The following is a 21,311-nucleotide window of genomic DNA, read 5'->3' on the forward strand; positions in this document are numbered from 1 at the left end:
ATCCATCGTTTACGACCCGTTTACCCGTCATCCGAAAAACAGTCGCAATCCCGTCGGAAGCTCGTTTTGCCAAAAGCCCCATACGTGCCTGCCGTCCTTTTCCTCATACACCAAATCCGTCTCTCTAGTCTCCAAAAGCTCTTGGGTGCGCCTGTTCTCGTCCAGAAAATCGAAGGTGCCGCGAGACGTTTCCACAGCCGTTTCCTGCAAGCCGACCAGCATGTACAGCTGAAGCCAGGACAAATCGTTCTCCTCGGCGATCCTCTCGCGGGTATCGGCAAAGAAAGCGCCGGACAAGGAAAGCACGCGGCTGAACATGTCCGGATTATCGAGGGCGATGTGCAGCGACACCGTGCCGCCGAGGGAATCTCCGGCAATGACCCGGGCCGAACGTTCGCGCCTGGCCGGATAGCGGGATTCGACATACGGGACCAGCTCTTCCGCGAAAAATCGGCAATATGAGGCAAAACGCGATCCTTGGGGCGAATATTCCTCATTGCGCAGCTTTTTATCGACGTCGACCCCAACGATCAGAGCCGGCTCCAGCCCTTCGTCCAGAATGAGCTTCGTCATATGGGTAGCCGTACGGCCGAAATTGAAAAAATCTTCGCCGTCCTGGCAATACAATACCGGGTAAGTGAGCAGCTCGTTATAGCCGGGCGGGAGGTAAATTTTCACATTGCGGGTTCCGGATAAATGGCCGGAGGGAACCTCTTCTTTCAGAATCGTCCGTTTCGTATAGCGGGTGTCGTCCATGTCGCGGTTTTCCTTTCGGGATTGAATTTGCGTCGTTTCGTGTAAAATAATTATAGCAGTGAAACGGGGCAAAATGAAAAGCGGCCGCTTCCGCCGACAGCAAATAAAAAGTTTTGCAGGATGGTGTAGATTTTTGTTGGTCTGTACTATATAATGATAGTGCTCTGTTACATATAGTGCTGGATGGCAAACAAGGCATCCTCAAGCGGAAGAGCATTTCTTGTTATGAAACAGAGCGACTCATATACTATAACAGTTAGCTGTTCTGTATAACACGATTGGCAAATTTATTCAGAGGTGAAAAGCGATGAGCAAGCCATTGTCCGAAGTTCGGATCGACGAAATCAAGCCGTTGTCGATTCTGTCTCCGAGCGGCGAAGTCGTAAATGCGGAAGCCGTTCCGAATTTGTCAGACGATCAATTGAAGGAACTGATGCGCCGTATGGTGTTCACCCGTACTTGGGACCAACGTGCGGTTTCGTTAAGCCGCCAAGGACGGCTAGGATTTTTCGCGCCGGTTTCCGGCCAGGAAGCTTCCATGATCGGCAGCGAATTCGCGCTCGACAAAGAAGACTGGGTATGTCCGGGTTACCGCGATATCCCGCAGCTTGTATGGCACGGACTGCCGATGTATCAGGCGTTCCTGTATTCCCGCGGCCATCAGCATGGCGGACAAATTCCGGAAGGCGTCAATGTGCTGCTCCCGCAAATCATCATCGGAGCGCAGATCGTACAAGCACCCGGCGTAGCCATGGGCCTGAAGCGCCGAGGCAAGCCGAACATCTCGATCGCCTATACGGGCGACGGCGGTTCTTCCCAAGGGGACTTCTACGAAGGCATGAACTTTGCCGGAGCGTTCAAGCTGCCATGCGTATTTTTCGTGCAAAATAACGGCTACGCGATTTCCACGCCTCGTTCCAAGCAAACGATGGCAGGCACGATCGCCCAAAAAGCGGTTGCGGCCGGCATCCGCGGCGTGCAAATCGACGGAATGGACGTACTCGCCGTATACAAAGCGGTATCCGAAGCGCGCGCTCATGCGCTCGAAGGCATGCCTACGCTGATCGAAGCGATCACATACCGGTTCGGCCCGCACTCGATGTCCGGGGACGATCCGTCGAAATACAGAACGAAAGAAGAGTCCGGCGATTGGGAGCTTCGCGATCCGCTTGTCCGTTTCCGCAATTATTTGACGGGGAAAGGCTTGTGGAGCGAAGAGCAAGAGAACAAAGTAATCGAAGAGGCTAAGGAGCACGTCAACGAGCAGATCAAGAAAGCCGAAGAAACGGCCAAAATGACCGTTCCCGGCCTGATCGACACGATGTTCGAAACGACTCCGGCGCATTTGGAAGAGCAAAAAGCTTGGTTTTCGGGCAAGGGGGGCAAGTAAGTCATGGCACAGTTGACGATGGTTCAAGCGATTAACGAAGCGATGAAGCTGGAGCTTCAGCGCGACCCGAACGTCATGATTTTCGGCGAAGACGTCGGTCATGTCGGCGGCGTATTCCGCGCTACCGAAGGATTGCAGAAGGAATTCGGAGAAGATCGCGTGTTCGACACCCCGCTTGCCGAGTCCGGCATCGGCGGATTGGCCGTAGGACTTTCCGTGCAAGGGTTCCGTCCGATCATGGAAGTTCAATTTATCGGCTTCCTCTTCGAAGTAATGGACTCGATCGTTGCGCAAGCCGCGCGGCTGCGCTGGCGCTCTGGCGGACGTTACAACGCGCCTATGGTTATCCGTACGCCTTTCGGCGGCGGCGTTAAAGCGGCGGAGCTTCACACCGACAGCCTCGAGGGCATGCTCGTGCAAACTCCGGGCATCAAGGTCGTCATCCCGTCGAACCCGTACGACGCGAAAGGGCTGCTGATCTCCGCGATCCGCGACAACGATCCGGTATTTTTCATGGAGCATCTGAAGCTGTACCGCGCATTCCGCGCCGAAGTGCCGGAAGGCGACTATACGGTGCCGATCGGCAAAGCGAACGTCGTCCGCGAAGGGAAGGACGTTACGATTCTGACTTACGGCGCGATGGTCCATACTTCGCTGAAGGCCGCCGAAGAAATCGAGAAGGCGCAAGGCGTATCCGTCGAGGTTATCGACCTGCGCACGCTTATGCCGCTTGACATCGAGACGATCGTCGAATCGGTCAAGAAGACGAACCGGGCGATCGTCGTCCAAGAAGCTCAGAAGACGGCGGGTATCGCGGCGGAAGTAATCGCGCAAGTAACCGAGAAGGCGATTCTTCATCTGGAAGCCCCGGTACTTCGCGTAGCCGCTCCGGATACGGTATATGCTTTCGGCCAAATCGAGGACGAATGGCTGCCTACGCCGGCCCGCGTCATCGAAGGGATCAATCAAGTTCTGAACTTCTAATATAGAAACGGCTTGGCAGTATGCAATAACGGAACTCGGTTCCGTTATTTGCCTGCCGGGAACGGTTTTCGCGCAAATAAAGGAACCGAGTTCCGTTATTCGTGTCAAAACTTCGCCTATAGCATGACTTTGCACCAATAACGGAATAAAGTTCCGTTAGCTATTGGAACGATATAAGAGATCCACCGATAACGGAATAGAGTTCCGTTAACTTTTGGAACGATATAAGAGATCCACCGATAACGGAATAGAGTTCCGTTAACTTTTGGAACGATATAAGAAATCCATCCATAACGGAACCTTGTTCCGTTATCGTTCGAACCATTGCCCCGGCGGCAAACGGGCGATAAGCACCGATTGCTTTTCATGGGGCGATCCGACAGGAGGCAGTATTATGGCGATCTGGCAATTCAGACTTCCGGAGCTCGGCGAAGGTCTTCACGAAGGCGAAATCGTGAAATGGCACGTCAAGCCCGGGGATGAAATAAAAGAAGATCAAATCATTATGGACGTGCAGAACGACAAGGCGGTCGTGGAAGTGCCTTCCCCGGTAACCGGCAAAATCGTCGAGCTGAAGGTCAAAGAAGGAACGGTTTCGCACGTGGGCGATCCGCTTGCCGTTATCGACGTTGTCGGCGAAATTCCGCCGGAGTCGATCCATCACGGCGGCGGCGACGCTCCGGCTGCCGAGGCGGCAGCCCCAGCAGCCGCACCTGCGGCAGCGCCTGAAGCTGCGCCGGCAAGCGCGCCTGAGGCGGCCCCGGCTGCTCCCGAAGCGGCTAACGGCCAAGTGCTGGCTACGCCCAGCGTGCGCAAGTTCGCCCGCGAGAAGGGCGTCAGCATCGCGTCCGTCAAGGGCACCGGCCGCAACGGCCAAGTGACCAAGGACGACGTACTGGCCTTCGCGGCAGGCGGCGGTCAGGCGGCGGCGCCCGCTCAAGCCGAGCAAGCCGAAGCCTCGTCGCCATCGGCTGCAGCCCCGGCACCGGTCGCGACCGTATCCGGCGAACGCGTCGAAGAACGCGTACCGCTGAAGGGCATGCGCAAGGCGATCGCCAACGCGATGGTCAAGTCCGTCTACACGGCGCCGCACGTTACGATCATGGACGAAGTGGACGTCACCGCGCTCGTCGAGCTCCGTCAGAAGGCGAAGCCGCTTGCGGAGAAGAAAGGCGTCAAGCTGACTTACCTGCCGTTTATCGTCAAAGCGCTCGTAGCCGCCGTTAAGCAATATCCGGCGCTCAATGCTTCGATCGACGACGAGAAGAGCGAAATCGTCTACAAAAAATATTACAATATCGGCATCGCCACCGACACGGACAATGGACTTATCGTCCCGGTCGTGTTCGACGCGGACCGCAAAAACGTATGGCAGGTCGCGAACGAAATCCGCGAGCTGGCCGCCCGCGGACGCGACGGCAAGCTGCAATCGGGCGAGCTGAAGGGCAGCACGATCTCGATCACGAACATCGGCTCGGCGGGAGGCATGTTCTTCACGCCGGTCATCAACTATCCGGAAGTCGCCATTCTCGGCACCGGACGCATCTCGCAAAAGCCGGTCGTCCGCGACGGCCAAATCGTCATCGGCAACGTCATGGCGCTCTCTCTCAGCTTCGACCATCGTCTGATCGACGGTGCGACGGCGCAAAACGCAATGAACTATATCAAATCGCTGCTGGAAGACCCGCAGCTTATGGTGATGGAGGTATAAACGCATGGTAGTCGGAACGCTTACTGTAGATGTCGACGTCCTGGTTATAGGTTCCGGCCCGGGCGGGTACGTAGCCGCAATCCGCGCGGCGCAGCTTGGCAAATCCGTCGTCTGCGTGGACAAAGCCGAAATCGGCGGCGTATGCCTGAACCGCGGCTGTATCCCGTCGAAGGCGCTCATTTCCGCGGCGCACCGTTACGAATCGGCGCTTCAAGGCTCTGAGTACGGTATTAACGTCGGCGACGTTAAGGTCGACTGGGCCAAAGTGCAAGAGTGGAAAAACGGTATCGTCAAAAAACAAAGCGGCGGCGTCGGTTCGCTGTTCAAAGGCAACAAAGTGCAATTCGCCGCAGGCGAAGCGTTCTTCGTCAACGAATCGGTCGTCAGCGTCGCTACCGAAAGCGACTCGACGCAATACCGGTTCAACCATTGCATCATCGCTACCGGCTCCCGTCCGGTCGAGCTGAAAGCTTTTCCGTTCGGCAAACGCATCCTGTCGTCGACGGAAGCGCTCAGCCTGAACGAAATTCCGAAAAGCCTCGTCGTCATCGGCGGCGGCTACATCGGCATCGAGCTCGGCCAAACGTTCGCCAAGTTCGGTACGAAAGTAACGGTATTGGAAGGCTCCGATACGATATTGCCGGGCTTCGAGAAAGAGCTGTCCCGCTACGTCGGACGCAGCCTGAAAAAATCGAACGTGGACGTCGTAACCGAAGCGCTCGCCAAAGAATCGAAGCAAACCGACTCCGACGTGACGGTAACTTATACCGTCGGCGGGGAAGAGAAGCAAGTAACGGCCGATTACGTCCTCGTGACGGTAGGACGCAAGCCGAACACCGACGAGCTCGGGCTGCAGGCGATCGGCGTGAAAATGTCCGACCGCGGCTTGATCGAGGTAGACCATCAAGGCCGTACCAGCGTGCCGGCCATTTTCGCCATCGGCGACGTCGTACCGGGTCCTTCTCTCGCCCACAAGGCTTCCTACGAGGCGAAGGTGGCGGCGGAAGCGATCGCCGGACAGCCTAGCGCAGTGGACTACAAAGCAATCCCGGCGGTCGTCTTCTCCGAGCCGGAAATCGCCAGCGTCGGCTTGAGCGAGACCGAAGCGAAGGAGAAGGGCATCAACGTCTTCTCCGGCCGGTTCAGCTACGGAGCGAACGGACGCGCGCAATCGATCGGCGCGAACGAAGGCTTCGTCAAGCTTGTCGGCGACAAGGACACGGGCCTTCTGATCGGCGGACAAATCGTCGGCGCGGAAGCCTCGAACCTCATCGCGGAGCTCGGGCTTGCCATCGAGATGGGAGCGACCGTGGAGGACATTTCCCTCACGATCCACGCTCATCCGACGCTCGGCGAGATCGTCATGGACGCTTCGGAAGGCGCTTTGGGCCATCCGATTCATATGGTCGTGAAATAAGCGGGATACTTGTCGTTCTGTGCACCCTGACTCCTTACCGGAGCAGGGTGTTTCTTTTTGACGTGTCCCGTATTTACGTCGTCCGCAGTTGTTTGCTAGAGTAGAGACAGGACGAATGTGGTTGACCGACCGCCGTCATGCAGCGAAACACCGCGCCCGGAGCTGCGCGCGGTGCGAAAGATGCGGTTTTTTGAGAACGGAATGGTAAGCCGGGGCCGACGGACTCGATAGAAAGAAGTGGGGCGATACGCGCATGAAATCAAGCATCCGTCAACTGGTCAAACTTGCTTTGCTGCCGCTGATTTCTTTCCTCGTATTAAGCGGCGTGTATTCGTTAACGCTGCCAAAGGCGGACATGCCCGTAGCCATCGGGGGCGTATTGGATTTGTCGGACTGGGATTTCCGGAATAACGGATTCGTCAGCCTGAACGGCGAGTGGGAATTTTATGAAGGCGTTCTGCTCGAGCCCGACGATTTTCACAATCCAGCCCGGGCCAGTCCGCATTATATGAAAGTTCCCGGTATATGGAAGGGACATGCGTCTGACGACGGCGGCGGGATGGCGCGCAAAGGGGCAGGCACTTATCGGCTCCATGTCAAGCTGGGACAAGCATCGGGAGAATACGGCATCAAGTCCGCCAATATCTGGATGGCCCACCGATTGTATATCGATGGAAGGCTTGCGGGTCAAAGCGGAGCACCGGCAGCAAGCGATGTAGAGCACAAGCCCGGCAATACGCCTTACATCAAGTTTATCAGTACGGATCGAACGGAAATGGAAATTGTGCTACAGGTCGCCAACTACGTATTTCCTAATGGCGGAATCGTCCAGAGCATCCAGTTCGGCCTGCAGGAGCATATACATCGTCTCGGGCTGATAGCGTTCGGAGCCGAGCTGTCCGTTCTTGTCATGCTGCTGCTGTTCAGCGTCTATCATATCAGCATCTATGCGATGAGAGTGAAAGAGAAGGAGTATTTGTACAGCGGTCTTTATTTTCTCGTCTTAACGGGATCGTTGCTGATGAGCGGGGAGAAGCTGTTTATGCAGCTGTTTCCTGAAGTTCCGTTCGAGGTTTCTTACAAGCTGCAAGATTTTCTGGGGTTCGGAAGTATTGTAATTTTGGCCGTCTTTCTCCATCAGATCGATCGGCGCATTATCGGGAACAGGCAATTGTGGGGATTCATCATCCCGTTGCAAGCTTTTTTGCTGACTATCCTTCTGCTGCCGTATTCGGTCTATACGTATGCCGAGCCGGTATTCTGGATATATTCGCACGTCGTGATGGGGCTGATCGCCGCGCGCATCGCGTATCTCTGCTACAGGAATAAGGCGGACGGATTGGAGCGCCGGGAGCTTGTCCTACTGCTCGGGGCGATCGTCTCTTTGCTGGTCATGCTTACCGACGGTCTGCTCTATGCGTCCAACGCGACGAATAGCGAAATCATCGGCAAGCTGAGCTTGCTCGGCTTCATTTCATTCATGAACGTCATGCTTGCACTGCGGTTCGCACGCGCCTATGACCGGCTGGAGGGCTTGTCCCGGCAGCTGCTGCGGCAGGATCAGTTCAAAGACGAATTTCTCGCCAAAACGTCGCATGAGCTCAAGACGCCTTTGCACGGCATCCTGAACATTTCCGCCCATCTGCTCGATGGCAAGGAGGGGGAACTGAGCCCGCGTCAGCAGCGCAATCTGGCTTTGATCAAAAACGTTTCGGTCAAGCTCGCGTCGCTCGTTCACGATCTGCTGGATGTCGTTCAACTGAAGCACGGGGAAATTCGCCTCCGATCGTCAATCGTCGATATGCGGGTCGTATCGCAGATTGTATGTGAAGTGCTGCAATTCGAGGTGGAGGGCAAGGACGTGCGTTTATCGAATAGGGTCGGGGCGAACACTATGGCGCTTGCAGACGAGAACCGCGTCCATCAAGTGCTGTACAATCTCATCCATAATGCGATCAAGCATACGGAGAAAGGGTCCATCGAGATTGCCTCCGGATACGCCGACGGATTCGTGTATATTTCGGTCGAGGATACCGGTACGGGGATATCGGAGGAGAGACACGAGGAAATTTTCGGCTACTTCGAACGGAGCGATCCGCTTCCACCCGACGGGTATTCCGGGATGGGGCTCGGCTTATATATCAGCCGTCAGCTCGTCGAGCGAATGGGAGGCCTAATCCGGGTAGCCTGGTCCGAGCCGGGCCGGGGAACCCGAGTGGTGTTTACGCTGCCGCTCGCTCGGACCGCAAGCGCGCGGGCTCCGGAGCCGATCGCCGCATTATCCGGAGAGCAGGCAGCCAGGACGGAGCTGGATCGATTGGACCGGCACGAGCATACCGTTTTGGTCGTAGATGACGAGGCTTCGAACATCCGTCTGTTGCTCAATGCGCTGGGCGGCGAGTTTAATGTCGTCGTAGCCTTCTCCGCGAAGGAGGCGATGCGCAAGCTGATCGATTTCCCGTTCATCGAATTGATTGTGCTGGATGTGACGATGCCGAATATGTCCGGACTCGATTTATGCCGCAAATTGCGCGAAACCCGTTCGGTGATCGAGCTGCCGATTCTGCTCGCGACTGTCAGAGGCACGCAGCAAGATATCGAGCTGGGCTTCAGGGCCGGGGCGAACGATTACGTGATCAAGCCGTTCGATACCGGTACGCTGCTCGCCAGAATCAAGATGCAGCTTGCGATGAAGACGGCAGCGGAACAGGCGCTGCAAAACGAGCTTGCCTTTCTGCAGGCGCAGATCAAGCCGCATTTCCTGTACAACGCGCTTAGCAGCATCGTTTCATTTTGCTATTCGGACGGGCGGAAAGCCGCACGTCTGCTGACGATGCTGGCCAGTTATTTGCGTTACGTGTTCGAGCATGACCGCTCGGCCATGTTCGTTCCGCTGAGCCGCGAGCTTGCACTGGTCCGGGCGTATGTGGAAATCGAGAAAGCCCGCTTCGGCGACCGCTTCGACTTTCGACTGGCCGTGGAGCCGGGTATGGAAGAAACGCTCGTCCCGTCTTTGTGCATCCAGCCTTTTGTGGAAAACGCGATTCGCCATGGGCTATTCGAGAAGGAAGAGCAGGGCAGCGTATCGCTGACCGTTACGGACGGCGAAGACCTTATCCGGATAACGATCGAGGACGACGGCGTAGGGATGGCCGAAGATCTCGTATCCCGATTCGCTCAAGGCACTATGCGGGAGGGCGGAATCGGCATGATGAACATACGCAGGCGGCTGGAGGCGATTCCGGGCGCCAGCGTGAAGGTCGATTCGGCATTGGAGCGGGGAACGAAGGTGACGATGCATTTGCCCAAGCGGACCGATGAGGCCGACGATCGTTGGAGAGAGCGGTCTTCTTGAAATCGTCGGCTCGTTTACGAGTCCGAAGGGATCCCGGTCATGCTTCGATCGAAGCGGCAGCTCTTAACCCGTTGCCGGACGCATGATCATAAAGATGCGGAAATCCCGGGCAATAAGCAGGAAAAAAGTCCGGTTGTCGCGAATATACTGGTTCGTGAGAACTATGTACAGGAAGAGGGAACCGACATGCGATTAATAACCAGATCGGATTTTGACGGACTCGTTTGCGCCATGCTGTTCAAGAAGCTGGGTATGGTCGACGAGATGAAGTTCGTGCACCCCAAGGACGTGCAGGACGGATTAATCGAAGTGAACGCCAACGATATTTTGGCCAACGTGCCTTATGTAGCGGGCTGCGGCTATTGGTTCGATCATCATTCCAGCGAATTGACCCGCAACGGCCAAAATATTCAATTTCAGGGAGAGACCCGTGTCGCTCCAAGCGCCGCCCGCGTCGTATACGACTATTACGGGGGACGGGAGAAGTTCGGCGCCGAGCTTGACGATATTATGGCGGGCGTGGACAAGGCTGATGCCGCGCAGTTCAGCAAGGAAAATATTTTGAACCCGCAAGGCTGGGATCTGCTGTCGTTCATTATGGATGCCCGGACGGGTCTAGGTCGTTACCGCGATTACCGGATCAGCAATTATCAGTTGATGGAGGAACTCGTCGTTCATTGCATGACGAAGCCGGTTGACGAAATTATGCAGCTGCCCGACGTCCGGGAACGGGTGAAGCGGTACTTCGAGCTGGACGAACAATACCGCGCCATGCTTGCAGCCCATACCCGCGTCGACGGCAACGTGATCGTTTCCGATCTGCGGAACGTCGACCCGATATTCCCCGGCAACCGATTTATGGTATACGCCCTTTACCCGGAGCAAAACATTTCGATCTGGATCGTCGACGGCAAAAACAAACAAAACTGCGTCTTCGCCTGCGGTCACAGCATCGTTAACCGCGGCTCCAACACGGACGTAGGCTCGCTTATGCTGAAATACGGCGGAGGCGGCCATGCGGCGGCCGGAACGTGCCAAGTGGAGTACAATTCGGCGGACGAAGTACTGGAGCAGCTTGTATCGACAATGAAGCAGGACGGATAATACGCAGAGCACGAGCCTCCCGAGCCGACGGAAGCGGTCAAGGGGGCTCGTTTTCGTTTATCGATGCCGGTTTCTAGTACGCATATCCCGAACGGCGTTTGTCCCTTTCCCATCGCCGCGATTCGCGTATCCTATACCATTAGGGCGGAAGGTGGGTGCATATGCCGATCAAAAGCGGGAAGCAATATACGGATCGAATCGATCGTGCCAAGGCCGACATTTGGCTGCACGGGAGGCGGGTGAGCGAGCCAGTGTCCGTTCATCCGGCATTTCGCGGGCTCGTATCGACGCAGGCTTCTTTATACGATATGCAGGGCGAGGAGGAGTATAAGTCGGCCATGACGTACGCCTCGCCGGTTACCGGCGATCCCGTCGGTTTGTCGTTTCTGCGTCCCGTCACGAAGCCGGATTTGGAACGGCGCAGAAAGATGATGTCGCTGTGGGCAGGCCGTCATCACGGATTTTTGGGGCGCGCTCCGGATTATATGAATACGGCCGTCATGGCTTTTGGTGCGGCCGCCGGGCTGCTGACGGAGCATAATCCGCAATATGCGGACAACATGAGGAACTATTACGAATATTGCCGGGAAAACGATATTACACTCTCCCATGCTTTCATCGTCCCTCATTCCGGGCGGCTATCGACGTTCCTGAAAACGTTGGAGCAGCCGGAAGCAGCTCGGGTCATCGAGAAAAACAAGGACGGGATCGTCGTCAGCGGCGCTTTTTTATTGGCAACACAGGGGGCTACCGCGGAAGAAATTTTGATATTCCCGGCTCCGTTGCCGTCGCTAGCCGACGAGAATCCGCACGCCTTTGCCTTCGCGGTTCCCAACCACTTGCCGGGCATCCGTTTTATTTGCCGGGAAAGCTTCGCTGCAGGGGACTCGCCCTTCGATTATCCGCTCAGCTCCAGGTTCGAGGAGATGGATATGCTCGTCGTGTTCGACCGGGTGCTCGTACCTCACGACCGGGTGTTTCTGTACGGCGACGAGAGCCTGGCCTCGAGCTTTATCGAGCAAAGCCGCTTCCATACCCACGCGACCCATCAGGTGCTGTGCCGCAATATCGCGAAGACGGAGTTCGTGCTCGGGACGGTCGAATCGATGATCCAAATGCTCGGACTTCGCACGTATACGCAAGTAGTGGAGAAAGCGGCGGAGATTATAGCCGCACTGGAAACGCTCAAGGCGCTGCTTGCCGCTTCCGAGCTGCAGGCGAAGCCGGATCGGTGGGGAACGATGGTTCCGGCACCGGAGCCGCTGTATACGGCGAACTTTCTGTACCCGAAGCTGTACCCCCGTATGATCGAGATCATTCAGCTAATCGGGGCGAGCGGGCTGGTCATGATTCCGGGCGAGCAAGATTTTCTCTCGCCCGCCGAAGGCGATCTGTCCCGGTATTTAAAAGGCATCGATGCGGACGCGCGGCAAAGGGTCGGGCTGTTCCGGCTCGCCTGGGAGCTTGGCGCAAGCTCGTTCGCCGGTCGGCAAACGCTGTACGAACGGTTCTTTTTCGGGGATTCCGTCAAAGTGGCGAACCGGCTGTATAACAATTACGAGGATAAGGACATGTGCCGTGACAAAGTGAGCCGGTTCGTTGCGAAGGGCATTGCTCCGACATCCGGTCATACCGGAGAAGCAGGCGACGATGCTGCGAAGCAATTGCATTCGCAGCAAATAAAGAAGAGAAGGAAGCGGGCGAGCGAGCAGTCCTGAACGGCGAATGCGACTGTTGGCGTATAACGGAATGCTCTGGGCCGAAGCCATCCGGCCAATAGGCAGCGTATCGCTATGGCAGGAATGAACCCAACTTCACTATTACTGAATCTCATTGCGCTGATCGCTTGCCGGATGGGCGATTTTGCCGAATCGTGAACCGAATTGTAACTGCATAGGTAGAGAGAGAGCCGGACGGTCAGGATAACGGACACCACAGATCTTATTGGGCGAAAAAGGGGCGAATTCGCGGGCGAACGGACACCAGAGACCTTATTATTGCGTGAAACGAGGCGCTTTCCGGCCCGTTTTCGAGCCGATAATGGCTCCCTTGTCCATAAGCCGGATCGATGGGGGCATCCGCTCCCATAGCATCGCTCCTGTCCGTTAGCCCGGGCTACCCGTGGCTGCTGCGTTCTCCGTCCTGTCCGCGTTGTTACGGGCCATGTTTGGAGAAGATAAGGGCACCTAAGAGCCGTTCTGCGTGGTCAGCTATTTCCGACTTTGCATACAAAGAAATTTCCGGAGCTTGAGGAATCGAGACCTTCCCCTTTCTCAGCGTTGCGGGATGCGGCTCCGCTGTGGTACCATTAGTGAAATTTTACGCAAGGAGGTGCCGTCCCATGACGCCTGGCTCAGCGAGATTGGTTAAGCCGTCAACGGATTACCGCCGGCAGTATGTTTCATTTTACGAGGATTGGCGGAAAAGCGGGGAAGACATCGTACCTTGGGTCGTCGAACGGGATCCCGCCGATTTCGGGGCGATGATCGATTTTTTGTATGCCCAGGACAGCGAAGAGAAGCTGACCGACGCCAATTGGGTGCCCCACTCGACCTATTGGCTTGTCGATGAACGGGAAGACATCGTCGGGGCGGTAAACGTCCGCCATCGGCTGAATGCGAAGCTGTTGAACAGCGGAGGCCATATCGGCTACGGAATTCGCCCGTCCGAAAGGCGGAAAGGCTATGCGACGGTTCTTCTAGCGCTCGCTCTGGACAAGACGCGCGAGCTGGGGCTGGATAAAGTGCTGGTCGTTTGCGACAAAGGGAACATCGGCTCCGAAAGGACGATCGTGAAAAACGGCGGACAGCTGGAGTCGGAATATACGGAAGACGACGGCAATGTCGTACGAAGGTTTTGGATCGGGCTGTGAAGGAACGTATATAGAAGGCAAAGCGAGGGAAAGCGATGGACATCACGGCGGAATCGGTGCTGCAGCGCACGCCGGAGCAATTGGCGGGAATTTCGTTCAATTGCGCGTGCGGCCTTGCGCATCGGGTACATATGCGGAAAATGATACTGGAAGAAGGCGCCTTGCATAAGGTGCGGGAGCTGGTCCATGAGCTGAACCTCGGTCGTAAAGCGCTGCTCGTAGCCGACTCTGCAAGCTTTGCGGCAGCGGGGAAGGCGTTGGCCGAACAGTTGTCTCGGCAAGGCATGGACGTACGCTTAAGCGTATTTCCGGAAGAGCAGTGGTACGCCGACGAGAAAGCGATCGTACGGGTGCTGATCGATGTGGAGCCGGATACCGAGCTGATTATTGCGGTCGGCTCCGGGACGATCAACGATATCGCCCGGTTCGTCGGATTTAAAGCGAAAATTCCGTATATCGTCGTAGCGACGGCCCCTTCGATGGACGGCTATGCCTCGACGGGCTCGCCGATCCTCGTGAACGGCTTCAAGAAAACGTACAGTCTCGCTTCCCCGGTCGCGATTGTGGGGGACTTGACGGTATTGCGTCAAGCGCCCCGCGATCGGTCCGCCGCCGGCGTAGGGGATATGCTCGCGAAAATTACGGCATTGTGCGATTGGCTGCTCGCTTCCGTCGTGGAGGAGGAGCCGTACTGCGACGTGATAGCAGGGCTGATGGTCAAAGCATTGACAGGCATTATCGGCAGCGTCCGGTCTATTCGCGACGGGGAGGAACGGGCGACCAAGCTGCTGATGGAAGGACTCGTTCTATCCGGCATCGCCATGCAGATGATCGGCCATTCCAGGCCGGCTTCCGGGGCCGAGCACCACATTTCGCATTATTGGGAGATGCGGCATTTCGCCGCCGGGCACCGGACGGAGCTTCACGGGATCAAGGTCGGCGTAGCTACCCCGATCGTGTTGAAGCTGTATGAGACGCTGTTGGAGGCCGATGCGGCGGCTCTCCCGATGAAGGAAAAGTCGGCCGGACAAGTGGCGGAATGGGAGAGGCGTATTCGTCAAAGCTATGGGCCGCTATCCGAAGAGCTGATCGGGATGAACCGCAGCCTGCTGCTGAACCAATCGGAGCTGGATATTCGGCGCGCCAGGCTAATCGGGAATTGGCCCGAGCTGAAAAGGAAGCTTCGGGAAATAATGGATCTAGCCCCGGATGTGAAGAGCTTGCTTCGCCAAGTCGGTGCGCCTGCCGACCCTGGAGAAATCGGCGTCAGTCCGGAGGAGCTGGGCGATGCGCTGCGTATGGCGAAGGAGGTCCGCAACCGGTATACCGTTCTTCAATTGGCCGACCAATTGGGGCTGCTCGAGCGGTTCGCGGAAGAAATGGCTTCCTTGCACGGCGACTGACCAAGGGTTATGGAGCCGGCACAGCTTTCCCGGCATCGGACCGGATTGCCTGTCATGCTTCAGCCGATTAAATGGAAAACCTGCATCTATAATTCGCCTAAATGACCGAAAACGACTATTAGCTGGAAAACCTGCAGTTCATTCATCTGATTGAGGGATCGCGGCACATTAGCGGGGGCAATAGCTGCATTTTTTCCAGTTGTTTCACCAAAACGAGGAGCAATCCGCAAAATAACTGTAGTCAAAAGGAGAGATTTGTCATACAAAAAGAGAGGTGGGGGAAATGTGCGGAAAGCGAAGCGGTTGACTTCGCACCGCGCGCAGCTCCCAGCGCGCGGTGTTTCGCTGCATGACGGCGGTCGGTCAACCACAATTTAAAATCGTGTTGTACCCGCTAAAAACTTAAAAACTTAAAAACTTAAAAACTTAAAAACAACACGATTTTAATGGAGGTGTAGCGCATTCCCCCACCTCTTGTCTCCGGCGCTCCCTCTCTTTGCAGACTTTTTCAACAGCCTCAGTTTTTCCATTTAACAGCCATAGGGGCTGTTCCGATCAACAAAAGCAGCCCGATCCTGAAGAGCGGGCTGCCCGACAAAACGCGACGAGTGCGTTACGTTTTGTTAAGGTTTAGTCGTTTTCGCTACTCAAAAAAATGAAGCCGGCTCGCCAATCCGTTACGGCTGCCGCGGAGGGAGCGGCCCGTGGTACATGAGCAGATTGCATTCGATCCGCCCGTTGAACAGCTTTCGCTTCTTGTCCGCGTTGTTGCCGAAATAATGCTCGAACTGCTTGCTCGGACTGAGGGCGAACAGCGACCAGGTCGGGAGCTTCCCGTAGATCGAGCCCAACTGCCGGATCGTCTTCTCCACTTCGTCCTTCGTGCCGATCCGTTCGCCGTAAGGCGGGTTCGTAATGATGCAGCCGTATTCGGTTTCCGGCCACAGCTTGGCTACGGGCGCCTGGTAAAACTTCAGCTCGCCGGAAAGTCCGGCCTTTTTGGCGTTCGCCTCGGCTACTTCGATCGCCGCAGGGTCGATGTCGGAGCCGATAATGTCGAGCGGCTCGTCGTCGCGCAGCAAGTCATACGCTTCTTCCCGAGCATCGTCCCACATGGAGTTGTCGAGCGTCGGCCATGCTTCGGCGGAGAACTCCCGGCGCAAGCCCGGCGCGATGTTCCAGCCGATCATGGCGGCCTCGATCGGAATCGTCCCCGAGCCGCAGAACGGATCGATAAGCGGCCGTCCCGGGCGCCAGCGGCTGAGCAGCACCATCGCCGCGGCCATCGTTTCCTTGAGCGGGGCTTCGGTGATCAGCTTGCGGTAGCCGCGCTTGTGCAGGCTGGGACCGGTCGTATCGATCGTCAACGTCGCCACGTCGTTCAGCAGCGCCACCTCGATCACGTAGCGGGGACCGTCCTCGGGGAACCATTCGGTCCCGTAGCGCTGTTTCATTTTCTCTACGACCGCTTTTTTCACGATGCCTTGACAAGCCGGTACGCTCGATAATTGCGATTTATGGGAGCGGCCCTCTACGGGAAACTCGGCGTCGCCGGGAATCCAGTCCGGCCAAGGCAGCGCCTTCACGCCCTCGAACAGTTCGTCGAACGTCGTGGCCGGAAATTCCCCGAGCTTCAGCAGGATCCGATCCGAGGTTCTGAGCCAAAGATTGGCCCGGGCGATAGCGGACAGGTCCGCTTGAAACATTACTTTGCCGTTCTCCACCATGACGTCGTCGTAGCCGAGATCGCGTACCTCACGGGCGACGATCGCCTCAAGCCCCATCGGGGCGGTTGCGATTAATTGCACTTTATCCACTTTTTCAGTCCACTCCATCTGTATAGGTCGGCTCCGTGCCGGGAAAGCCTTTGGTTGTATCGGTGCCGGCGAAATTATACAATTAAGTATAGGCGAAACGAATCAAGGATACAAACGCGCCGTATGCGGCGAAGAGCGGAGGAGTACTATGGAGGATCGTTATTTTCAGACGGCGGACCGGTACGTGGAATCGTTGTACGAAACGGATGCGGATTTGGAACGGGTAAACGAAGCGATCAGGCAGCACGGCATGCCGGAAATATCGGTCGCGCCCGGCTACGGCCGCTTGCTGACCATGCTCGTGCGCTTGTCCGGCGCGAAAAGGCTGCTCGAGATCGGAGCGCTCGGAGGCTACAGCGGCATATGTCTGGCAAGAGGGTTGAGCCGCGGCGGAAAGCTGACGTCCCTGGAGCTGAAGGACGAATTCGCTTCGGTCGCAAAGGCGAATTTGACCGCTGCCGGATTCGGCGATGTCGTCGAATACCGTATCGGGGAAGCGCTCGACAGCTTGGAGCGTCTTGGCGAAGAAGGAGCATCCTTCGATTTCTTCTTCATCGATGCGGATAAAGGCAACTATGTGCGCTATTTGGACTGGGCGATTCGTCTGGCGGCTCCCGGAGCCTTGATCGTAGGGGATAATGCATTGCTGCACGGCAAGACGATGGACCCCGATGCGAAGGGCAGCTCGGTTGTCGTCATGCGCGAGTTCAACAGCCGGATCGCGACCGATCCTAGGCTCGAGAGCACCATATTGCCCGCTTATGACGGCTTGTGCATCGCGAGAGTAAAGGCGCAGCCTTCGCAGACTTGAACCGCACCTTCGGATGGGCGGAAAAAAAGGCGCAGCGAACCCGCTGCGCCTTTTTTTGAATATCAGAATGATAATGTTCTTCACATTGCCCGTGAATAGAGGAACTGCATTCCGTTAACGTCCCGATATTCCGTTACCCGCTTGAAGATAACGGAACAGGCTTCCTCTATATCGAGCTTTCGGGATGAAAATAATCGTGAACAGCGGAATAGCGGAACGATTTTCCCTTATTGTGCAAAAAACACGAGGACTCGGGTCAATAGCATACTCCAGTTCCGCAATTTGTTGGACTCGCGGTCCCGCAAGGCGCACCGACAGAGGCGGCGAACTTTCACCGAATATGCGCCACACCCATTATCCACACTCATTATCTACACCCATTATCCACACCTGTACGTGAATTTTTGCTGTCGTAGTTTTTTTACGTGCGGCACGGGACGGTCCGACCGCTCCCGTTCGGCCTCCGACCGCTTTGTCGAGTCGTGTCGCGAGCGTCTACCAAGAGCGCTACTCGGATGCCGCAGCCGGCTTGCGGATCAACGTGCGGTTGACCCAAACCGCGTTGGCGAACAGCATGACCGTGGCGATCAAGAATATGCCGCGTATGGACAGCGCGCCAGACAACGCGCCGCCCACGGTAGGGCCGATCATGTTGCCGAGGCTGAGGAAGCTGCTGTTGAAGCTGTACGCGCGGCTTTCCATCCCGTCCGGCGTATGCTTGCGGATCAGCGCATTGACCGACGGCAGGAGGCCGCCCATAAACATGCCGAGCATGAACCTGGCCGCGAACAGCTGCCACACGTTCTGCACGAGCGCCTGCGGGATGAACATGATCGCCGCTCCGACAAGCGATACCGCCAGTACGCGCTCCTGGCCGATCTTGTCCCCGAGCCTTCCGAGCAAAGGGGAGGCGATCATATTGGAAAATCCGGTTATCGAGCCTACGAGTCCGGCATAAAACGCCAGCATCTCGCCTTCGCCGTGCAAATGCTGGACGAAGAGCGGAATGAGCGGCATCGAGCTGAGCATCGAGAACTGGATCAGGAACGTGACCGCGAACAGAGCGGACAGCTGCGGAATTTTGCCCAGCTCCTTCAGACCCGCGACGACCGATACGTTCGGCAGCTTGGCCGCTTTACCGGTATCGAACTTTTCTTTGACGACGAACATCGCAAGCATGGAGGCGAGGAACAGCAACGCCCCCGTTATGTAGAAGATCGGACGGAACCCGACCCACTCGGCCAAGAGACCTCCGATAAACGGGCCGAGAATGCTGCCGGCCGTTCCGCCGGATTGGAGCGTGCCCATCGAGAAGCCCATCTTCTCGCGCGGCGTCGTGGCCGACATCAGGGCTACGGCCGCAGGCACGAAGCCGGAGATGGTGCCGTTCAGCACGCGCAGCAGCAGCAAATGCCACACGTCGCCGGCGAAGCCCATCAGCGTCATGACGATGGCCATCCCGAAGCCGGAGCGGAGCAGCATCATTTTCCGGCCGTACCGGTCGGCAAGCTTCCCCCATAAGGGCTGAAAGAAAAAAGAAGTGATGAAGTTGCCCGCGAAAATGATGCCGGACCAAAATGCCACCTTCCCCGGATCGGTAATCCCGAGGTCTTGAATATAAAGAGGCAAAAAAGGAATGATCATCGTCATTCCGGCCATAACCAAAAAATTTCCGAACCAGAGCACGACCAAATTAAGCTTCCAATTCCCCAAGCCGATTCACTCCCGACATTATCCGTTTGCAACCCGAACTCGCATACGGTACATTATAGCATGTCCATACCGCAAGGCACATGGAAGAGCGGAAGTCAATCGGCATGAATGTATTGCGAAATTAGTTATAAAGACCTATGATTATGGAGGAAACGCGCATGCGAAGGTAGGAGAGGAGTGGCCGATGGCGAGGAAAGGAAATGTGCATAAGGAAGAAAGCTCGCTGCTTGACAGCGTATTCAAGTATGCTCCTATCGGAATGGCGCTGGTCGATATCAGCGGCCGTTTTCTGAAAATAAACGAGGCATTGTGCCGGATCGTCGGCTACGACGAAGAGGAGCTGCTGAACAAAACCTTTATTGACATTACCCATCCGGACGATATTTACATGGATGTCGTGCACGCCGATCATCTTCTCTCGGGGAAGCTGGAGACGTACGGGATCGAGAAAAGGTATGTCCACAAGGAAGGGCATTTCGTCCACGCGATGCTGAATGCGTCGATCGTCCGGGATGCGCAGGGAGTCCCGCTTCACTTCATATCGCATATTCAGGAGCTTGCCGATCCGAGCCCGGCCGATCCGGAGCTTCGCCGACGCGAGGAGCTGTACAGTCTTATCGCCGAGAAGTCGCAGGACATTATCGCCTACTGCTCGGCCGATCTCCGTATCCGTTACGTTTCTCCCGCGATCAAATTGCTGCTCGGATATGATTCGGAGGAAGTCGTCGGATTGCGGCATACGCATTTCCAGCATCCCGACGATTTGCAGCCGACCGGCGAAATAGACGGGGATGTCGAAACGGTAACGAATCGGTACCGTCATAAAAACGGCGACTATATTTGGTTCGAATGCACAAATCGGGTCATTCGCGACGCAAGCGGGAAACCGGACAACATATTATCCTTCTGCCGGGACATTACGGAGCGGAAGCGGGCGGAGGAGAAGCTCGCTTTTCAGGAGGAGCAGTACAGACTGCTTGTCGAGCATTCACCGGATGCGGTGCTCATTGCCAATACGGAAAAAGGGCTATACATAAACGAATCGTGCGTCAGGCTGCTCGGAGGCTCCTCCGAGGAGGACAAACGGACGATTCTGGACGACCCTCTGCGATTCATCCCCGTCCCGTACAGGGAACACGTCAGTCTGCGGACGGGGTTCGCCGGAGTCGGGAAGACGGCCGACTTTTTCGAATTGGAGCTCGTCCGGCTGGACGGACAAGTCATCGAAGCGGAAGCGCGGTCCGTGCCGACCGTATTCCAAAACGAGCCGGCCGTCTATACAATTATAAGGGACATTTCCGAACGGAAAAAAACGATGGAGCTGCTGAACAATTCGGAGAAGCTGTCGGTCGCCGGCCAGCTGGCGGCCGGAATCGCCCATGAAATCCGCAATCCGCTGACGGCGATTCGGGGCTTCCATCAATTGATGCAGAAAAGCGGCCCGAAGAAAGAGTATTTCGATATTTTGTCGTCAGAGCTAAGCCGGATCGAATTGATATTGACCGAGCTGCTCGTCTTGGCCAAGCCCCAGCAGGCCAAGTTCACGAACGGCGATATCGTGGCGATCATTTATCAGGTAATGGCGCTGCTGGAAACACAGGCGATCATGAACAACGTCCGCCTGCTGATCCGCTGCCCTGAACGGTCGTTATTCATAATGTGCGACGAAAACCAGATCAAACAGGTATTCATCAATATTATCAAAAACGCGATCGAGGCGATGCCGAAGGGAGGGGACGTCCTCATCGAAATCAAAAGGGCGGGACGGCTGCTCGTACGGGTATCCGACCGGGGCGGAGGCATTCCGCAGCATCTGCTTCCCCGGATCGGCCAGCCTTTCTATACGACAAAGGAGGAAGGGACCGGTCTCGGATTGATGATCACGAACAACATTATCGAAAACCATAAAGGGTCGATGAAAATCGAAAGCCGGATCGGATCGGGGACGACCTTTACGATCGAGCTGCCCATTTGACGC

Annotated in this window: 14 protein-coding genes; 11 read left to right on the forward strand and 3 right to left on the reverse strand. The window is 56.3% G+C overall.

Features of this window, described 5'->3' with window-relative positions:
* Positions 1-27: 27 nt before the first annotated feature.
* Complete coding sequence (locus tag FE784_RS15395) at positions 28-756, reverse strand: alpha/beta hydrolase (RefSeq protein ID WP_139603095.1); 729 nt, start codon at positions 754-756, stop codon at positions 28-30.
* A 307-nt stretch (positions 757-1,063) separates the two neighbouring features.
* On the opposite strand from FE784_RS15395, the gene pdhA reads away from it, so the two are divergent.
* The 9 genes from pdhA to FE784_RS15440 all read left to right on the forward strand — a co-directional run bounded on the left by pdhA (position 1,064) and on the right by FE784_RS15440 (position 14,992).
* Positions 1,064-2,146 (forward strand): pyruvate dehydrogenase (acetyl-transferring) E1 component subunit alpha, encoded by a 1,083-nt coding sequence (gene pdhA / locus FE784_RS15400; protein ID WP_139603096.1) that lies wholly within the window; start codon positions 1,064-1,066, stop codon positions 2,144-2,146.
* A gap of 3 nt (positions 2,147-2,149) precedes the next feature.
* Complete coding sequence (locus tag FE784_RS15405) at positions 2,150-3,130, forward strand: alpha-ketoacid dehydrogenase subunit beta (RefSeq protein WP_139603097.1); 981 nt, start codon at positions 2,150-2,152, stop codon at positions 3,128-3,130.
* 394 nt (positions 3,131-3,524) lie between these two features.
* Positions 3,525-4,841, forward strand: coding sequence for a dihydrolipoamide acetyltransferase family protein (locus FE784_RS15410; RefSeq protein ID WP_139603098.1), 1,317 nt, complete (start codon positions 3,525-3,527; stop codon positions 4,839-4,841).
* A 4-nt stretch (positions 4,842-4,845) separates the two neighbouring features.
* Entirely contained in the window at positions 4,846-6,258 is a 1,413-nt protein-coding gene (gene lpdA / locus FE784_RS15415) for a dihydrolipoyl dehydrogenase (RefSeq protein ID WP_139603099.1), read from the forward strand.
* 253 nt (positions 6,259-6,511) lie between these two features.
* Positions 6,512-9,613 carry an ATP-binding protein gene (locus tag FE784_RS15420; RefSeq protein WP_139603100.1) on the forward strand — a complete coding sequence of 1,034 codons (3,102 nt, stop codon included), beginning with the start codon at positions 6,512-6,514 and terminating at the stop codon, positions 9,611-9,613.
* 186 nt (positions 9,614-9,799) lie between these two features.
* Positions 9,800-10,717: an exopolyphosphatase gene (locus FE784_RS15425; RefSeq protein ID WP_139603101.1), complete on the forward strand. Its 918-nt coding sequence runs from the start codon at positions 9,800-9,802 to the stop codon at positions 10,715-10,717.
* Between the two features lie 161 nt (positions 10,718-10,878).
* Positions 10,879-12,435 (forward strand): 4-hydroxyphenylacetate 3-monooxygenase, oxygenase component, encoded by a 1,557-nt coding sequence (gene hpaB, locus FE784_RS15430; protein WP_139603102.1) that lies wholly within the window; start codon positions 10,879-10,881, stop codon positions 12,433-12,435.
* A gap of 623 nt (positions 12,436-13,058) precedes the next feature.
* Positions 13,059-13,589, forward strand: coding sequence for a GNAT family N-acetyltransferase (locus FE784_RS15435; RefSeq protein ID WP_139603103.1), 531 nt, complete (start codon positions 13,059-13,061; stop codon positions 13,587-13,589).
* A gap of 35 nt (positions 13,590-13,624) precedes the next feature.
* Positions 13,625-14,992, forward strand: coding sequence for a sn-glycerol-1-phosphate dehydrogenase (locus FE784_RS15440; protein WP_139603104.1), 1,368 nt, complete (start codon positions 13,625-13,627; stop codon positions 14,990-14,992).
* A 677-nt stretch (positions 14,993-15,669) separates the two neighbouring features.
* Here FE784_RS15440 and FE784_RS15445 read toward each other — a convergent pair.
* On the reverse strand, positions 15,670-16,827 hold the full coding sequence (locus tag FE784_RS15445) for a THUMP domain-containing class I SAM-dependent RNA methyltransferase (protein ID WP_176706247.1): 1,158 nt from the start codon (positions 16,825-16,827) through the stop codon (positions 15,670-15,672).
* Between the two features lie 130 nt (positions 16,828-16,957).
* Between FE784_RS15445 and FE784_RS15450 the strand changes: the two genes are divergently transcribed.
* Positions 16,958-17,620, forward strand: coding sequence for an O-methyltransferase (locus FE784_RS15450; RefSeq protein WP_139603105.1), 663 nt, complete (start codon positions 16,958-16,960; stop codon positions 17,618-17,620).
* A gap of 507 nt (positions 17,621-18,127) precedes the next feature.
* Here the strand turns inward: FE784_RS15450 and FE784_RS15455 are convergent.
* On the reverse strand, positions 18,128-19,333 hold the full coding sequence (locus tag FE784_RS15455) for an MFS transporter (RefSeq protein WP_139603106.1): 1,206 nt from the start codon (positions 19,331-19,333) through the stop codon (positions 18,128-18,130).
* Positions 19,334-19,517: 184 nt separating this feature from the next.
* Between FE784_RS15455 and FE784_RS15460 the strand changes: the two genes are divergently transcribed.
* A complete protein-coding gene (locus tag FE784_RS15460) occupies positions 19,518-21,308 on the forward strand; it encodes a PAS domain S-box protein (RefSeq protein WP_176706248.1) in 1,791 nt (596 codons plus the stop codon).
* The last annotated feature ends 3 nt before the right edge of the window (positions 21,309-21,311 follow it).

It is taken from the genome of Paenibacillus hemerocallicola (assembly GCF_006265175.1).
GTDB lineage: Bacteria > Bacillota > Bacilli > Paenibacillales > NBRC-103111 > Paenibacillus_AB > Paenibacillus_AB hemerocallicola.

Bases quoted from the DNA above. Each gene is read 5' to 3' on its own strand.
- FE784_RS15405 (WP_139603097.1), top strand. From the start codon at position 2,150: ATGGCACAGTTGACGATGGTTCAAGCGATTAACGAAGCGATGAAGCTG.
- pdhA (WP_139603096.1), top strand. From the start codon at position 1,064: ATGAGCAAGCCATTGTCCGAAGTTCGGATCGACGAAATCAAGCCGTTG.
- FE784_RS15425 (WP_139603101.1), top strand. From the start codon at position 9,800: ATGCGATTAATAACCAGATCGGATTTTGACGGACTCGTTTGCGCCATG.
- FE784_RS15420 (WP_139603100.1), top strand. From the start codon at position 6,512: ATGAAATCAAGCATCCGTCAACTGGTCAAACTTGCTTTGCTGCCGCTG.
- FE784_RS15435 (WP_139603103.1), top strand. From the start codon at position 13,059: ATGACGCCTGGCTCAGCGAGATTGGTTAAGCCGTCAACGGATTACCGC.
- FE784_RS15395 (WP_139603095.1), bottom strand. From the start codon at position 756: ATGGACGACACCCGCTATACGAAACGGACGATTCTGAAAGAAGAGGTT.
- FE784_RS15445 (WP_176706247.1), bottom strand. From the start codon at position 16,827: ATGGAGTGGACTGAAAAAGTGGATAAAGTGCAATTAATCGCAACCGCC.
- FE784_RS15440 (WP_139603104.1), top strand. From the start codon at position 13,625: ATGGACATCACGGCGGAATCGGTGCTGCAGCGCACGCCGGAGCAATTG.
- FE784_RS15410 (WP_139603098.1), top strand. From the start codon at position 3,525: ATGGCGATCTGGCAATTCAGACTTCCGGAGCTCGGCGAAGGTCTTCAC.
- lpdA (WP_139603099.1), top strand. From the start codon at position 4,846: ATGGTAGTCGGAACGCTTACTGTAGATGTCGACGTCCTGGTTATAGGT.
- FE784_RS15460 (WP_176706248.1), top strand. From the start codon at position 19,518: ATGGCGAGGAAAGGAAATGTGCATAAGGAAGAAAGCTCGCTGCTTGAC.
- hpaB (WP_139603102.1), top strand. From the start codon at position 10,879: ATGCCGATCAAAAGCGGGAAGCAATATACGGATCGAATCGATCGTGCC.
- FE784_RS15450 (WP_139603105.1), top strand. From the start codon at position 16,958: ATGGAGGATCGTTATTTTCAGACGGCGGACCGGTACGTGGAATCGTTG.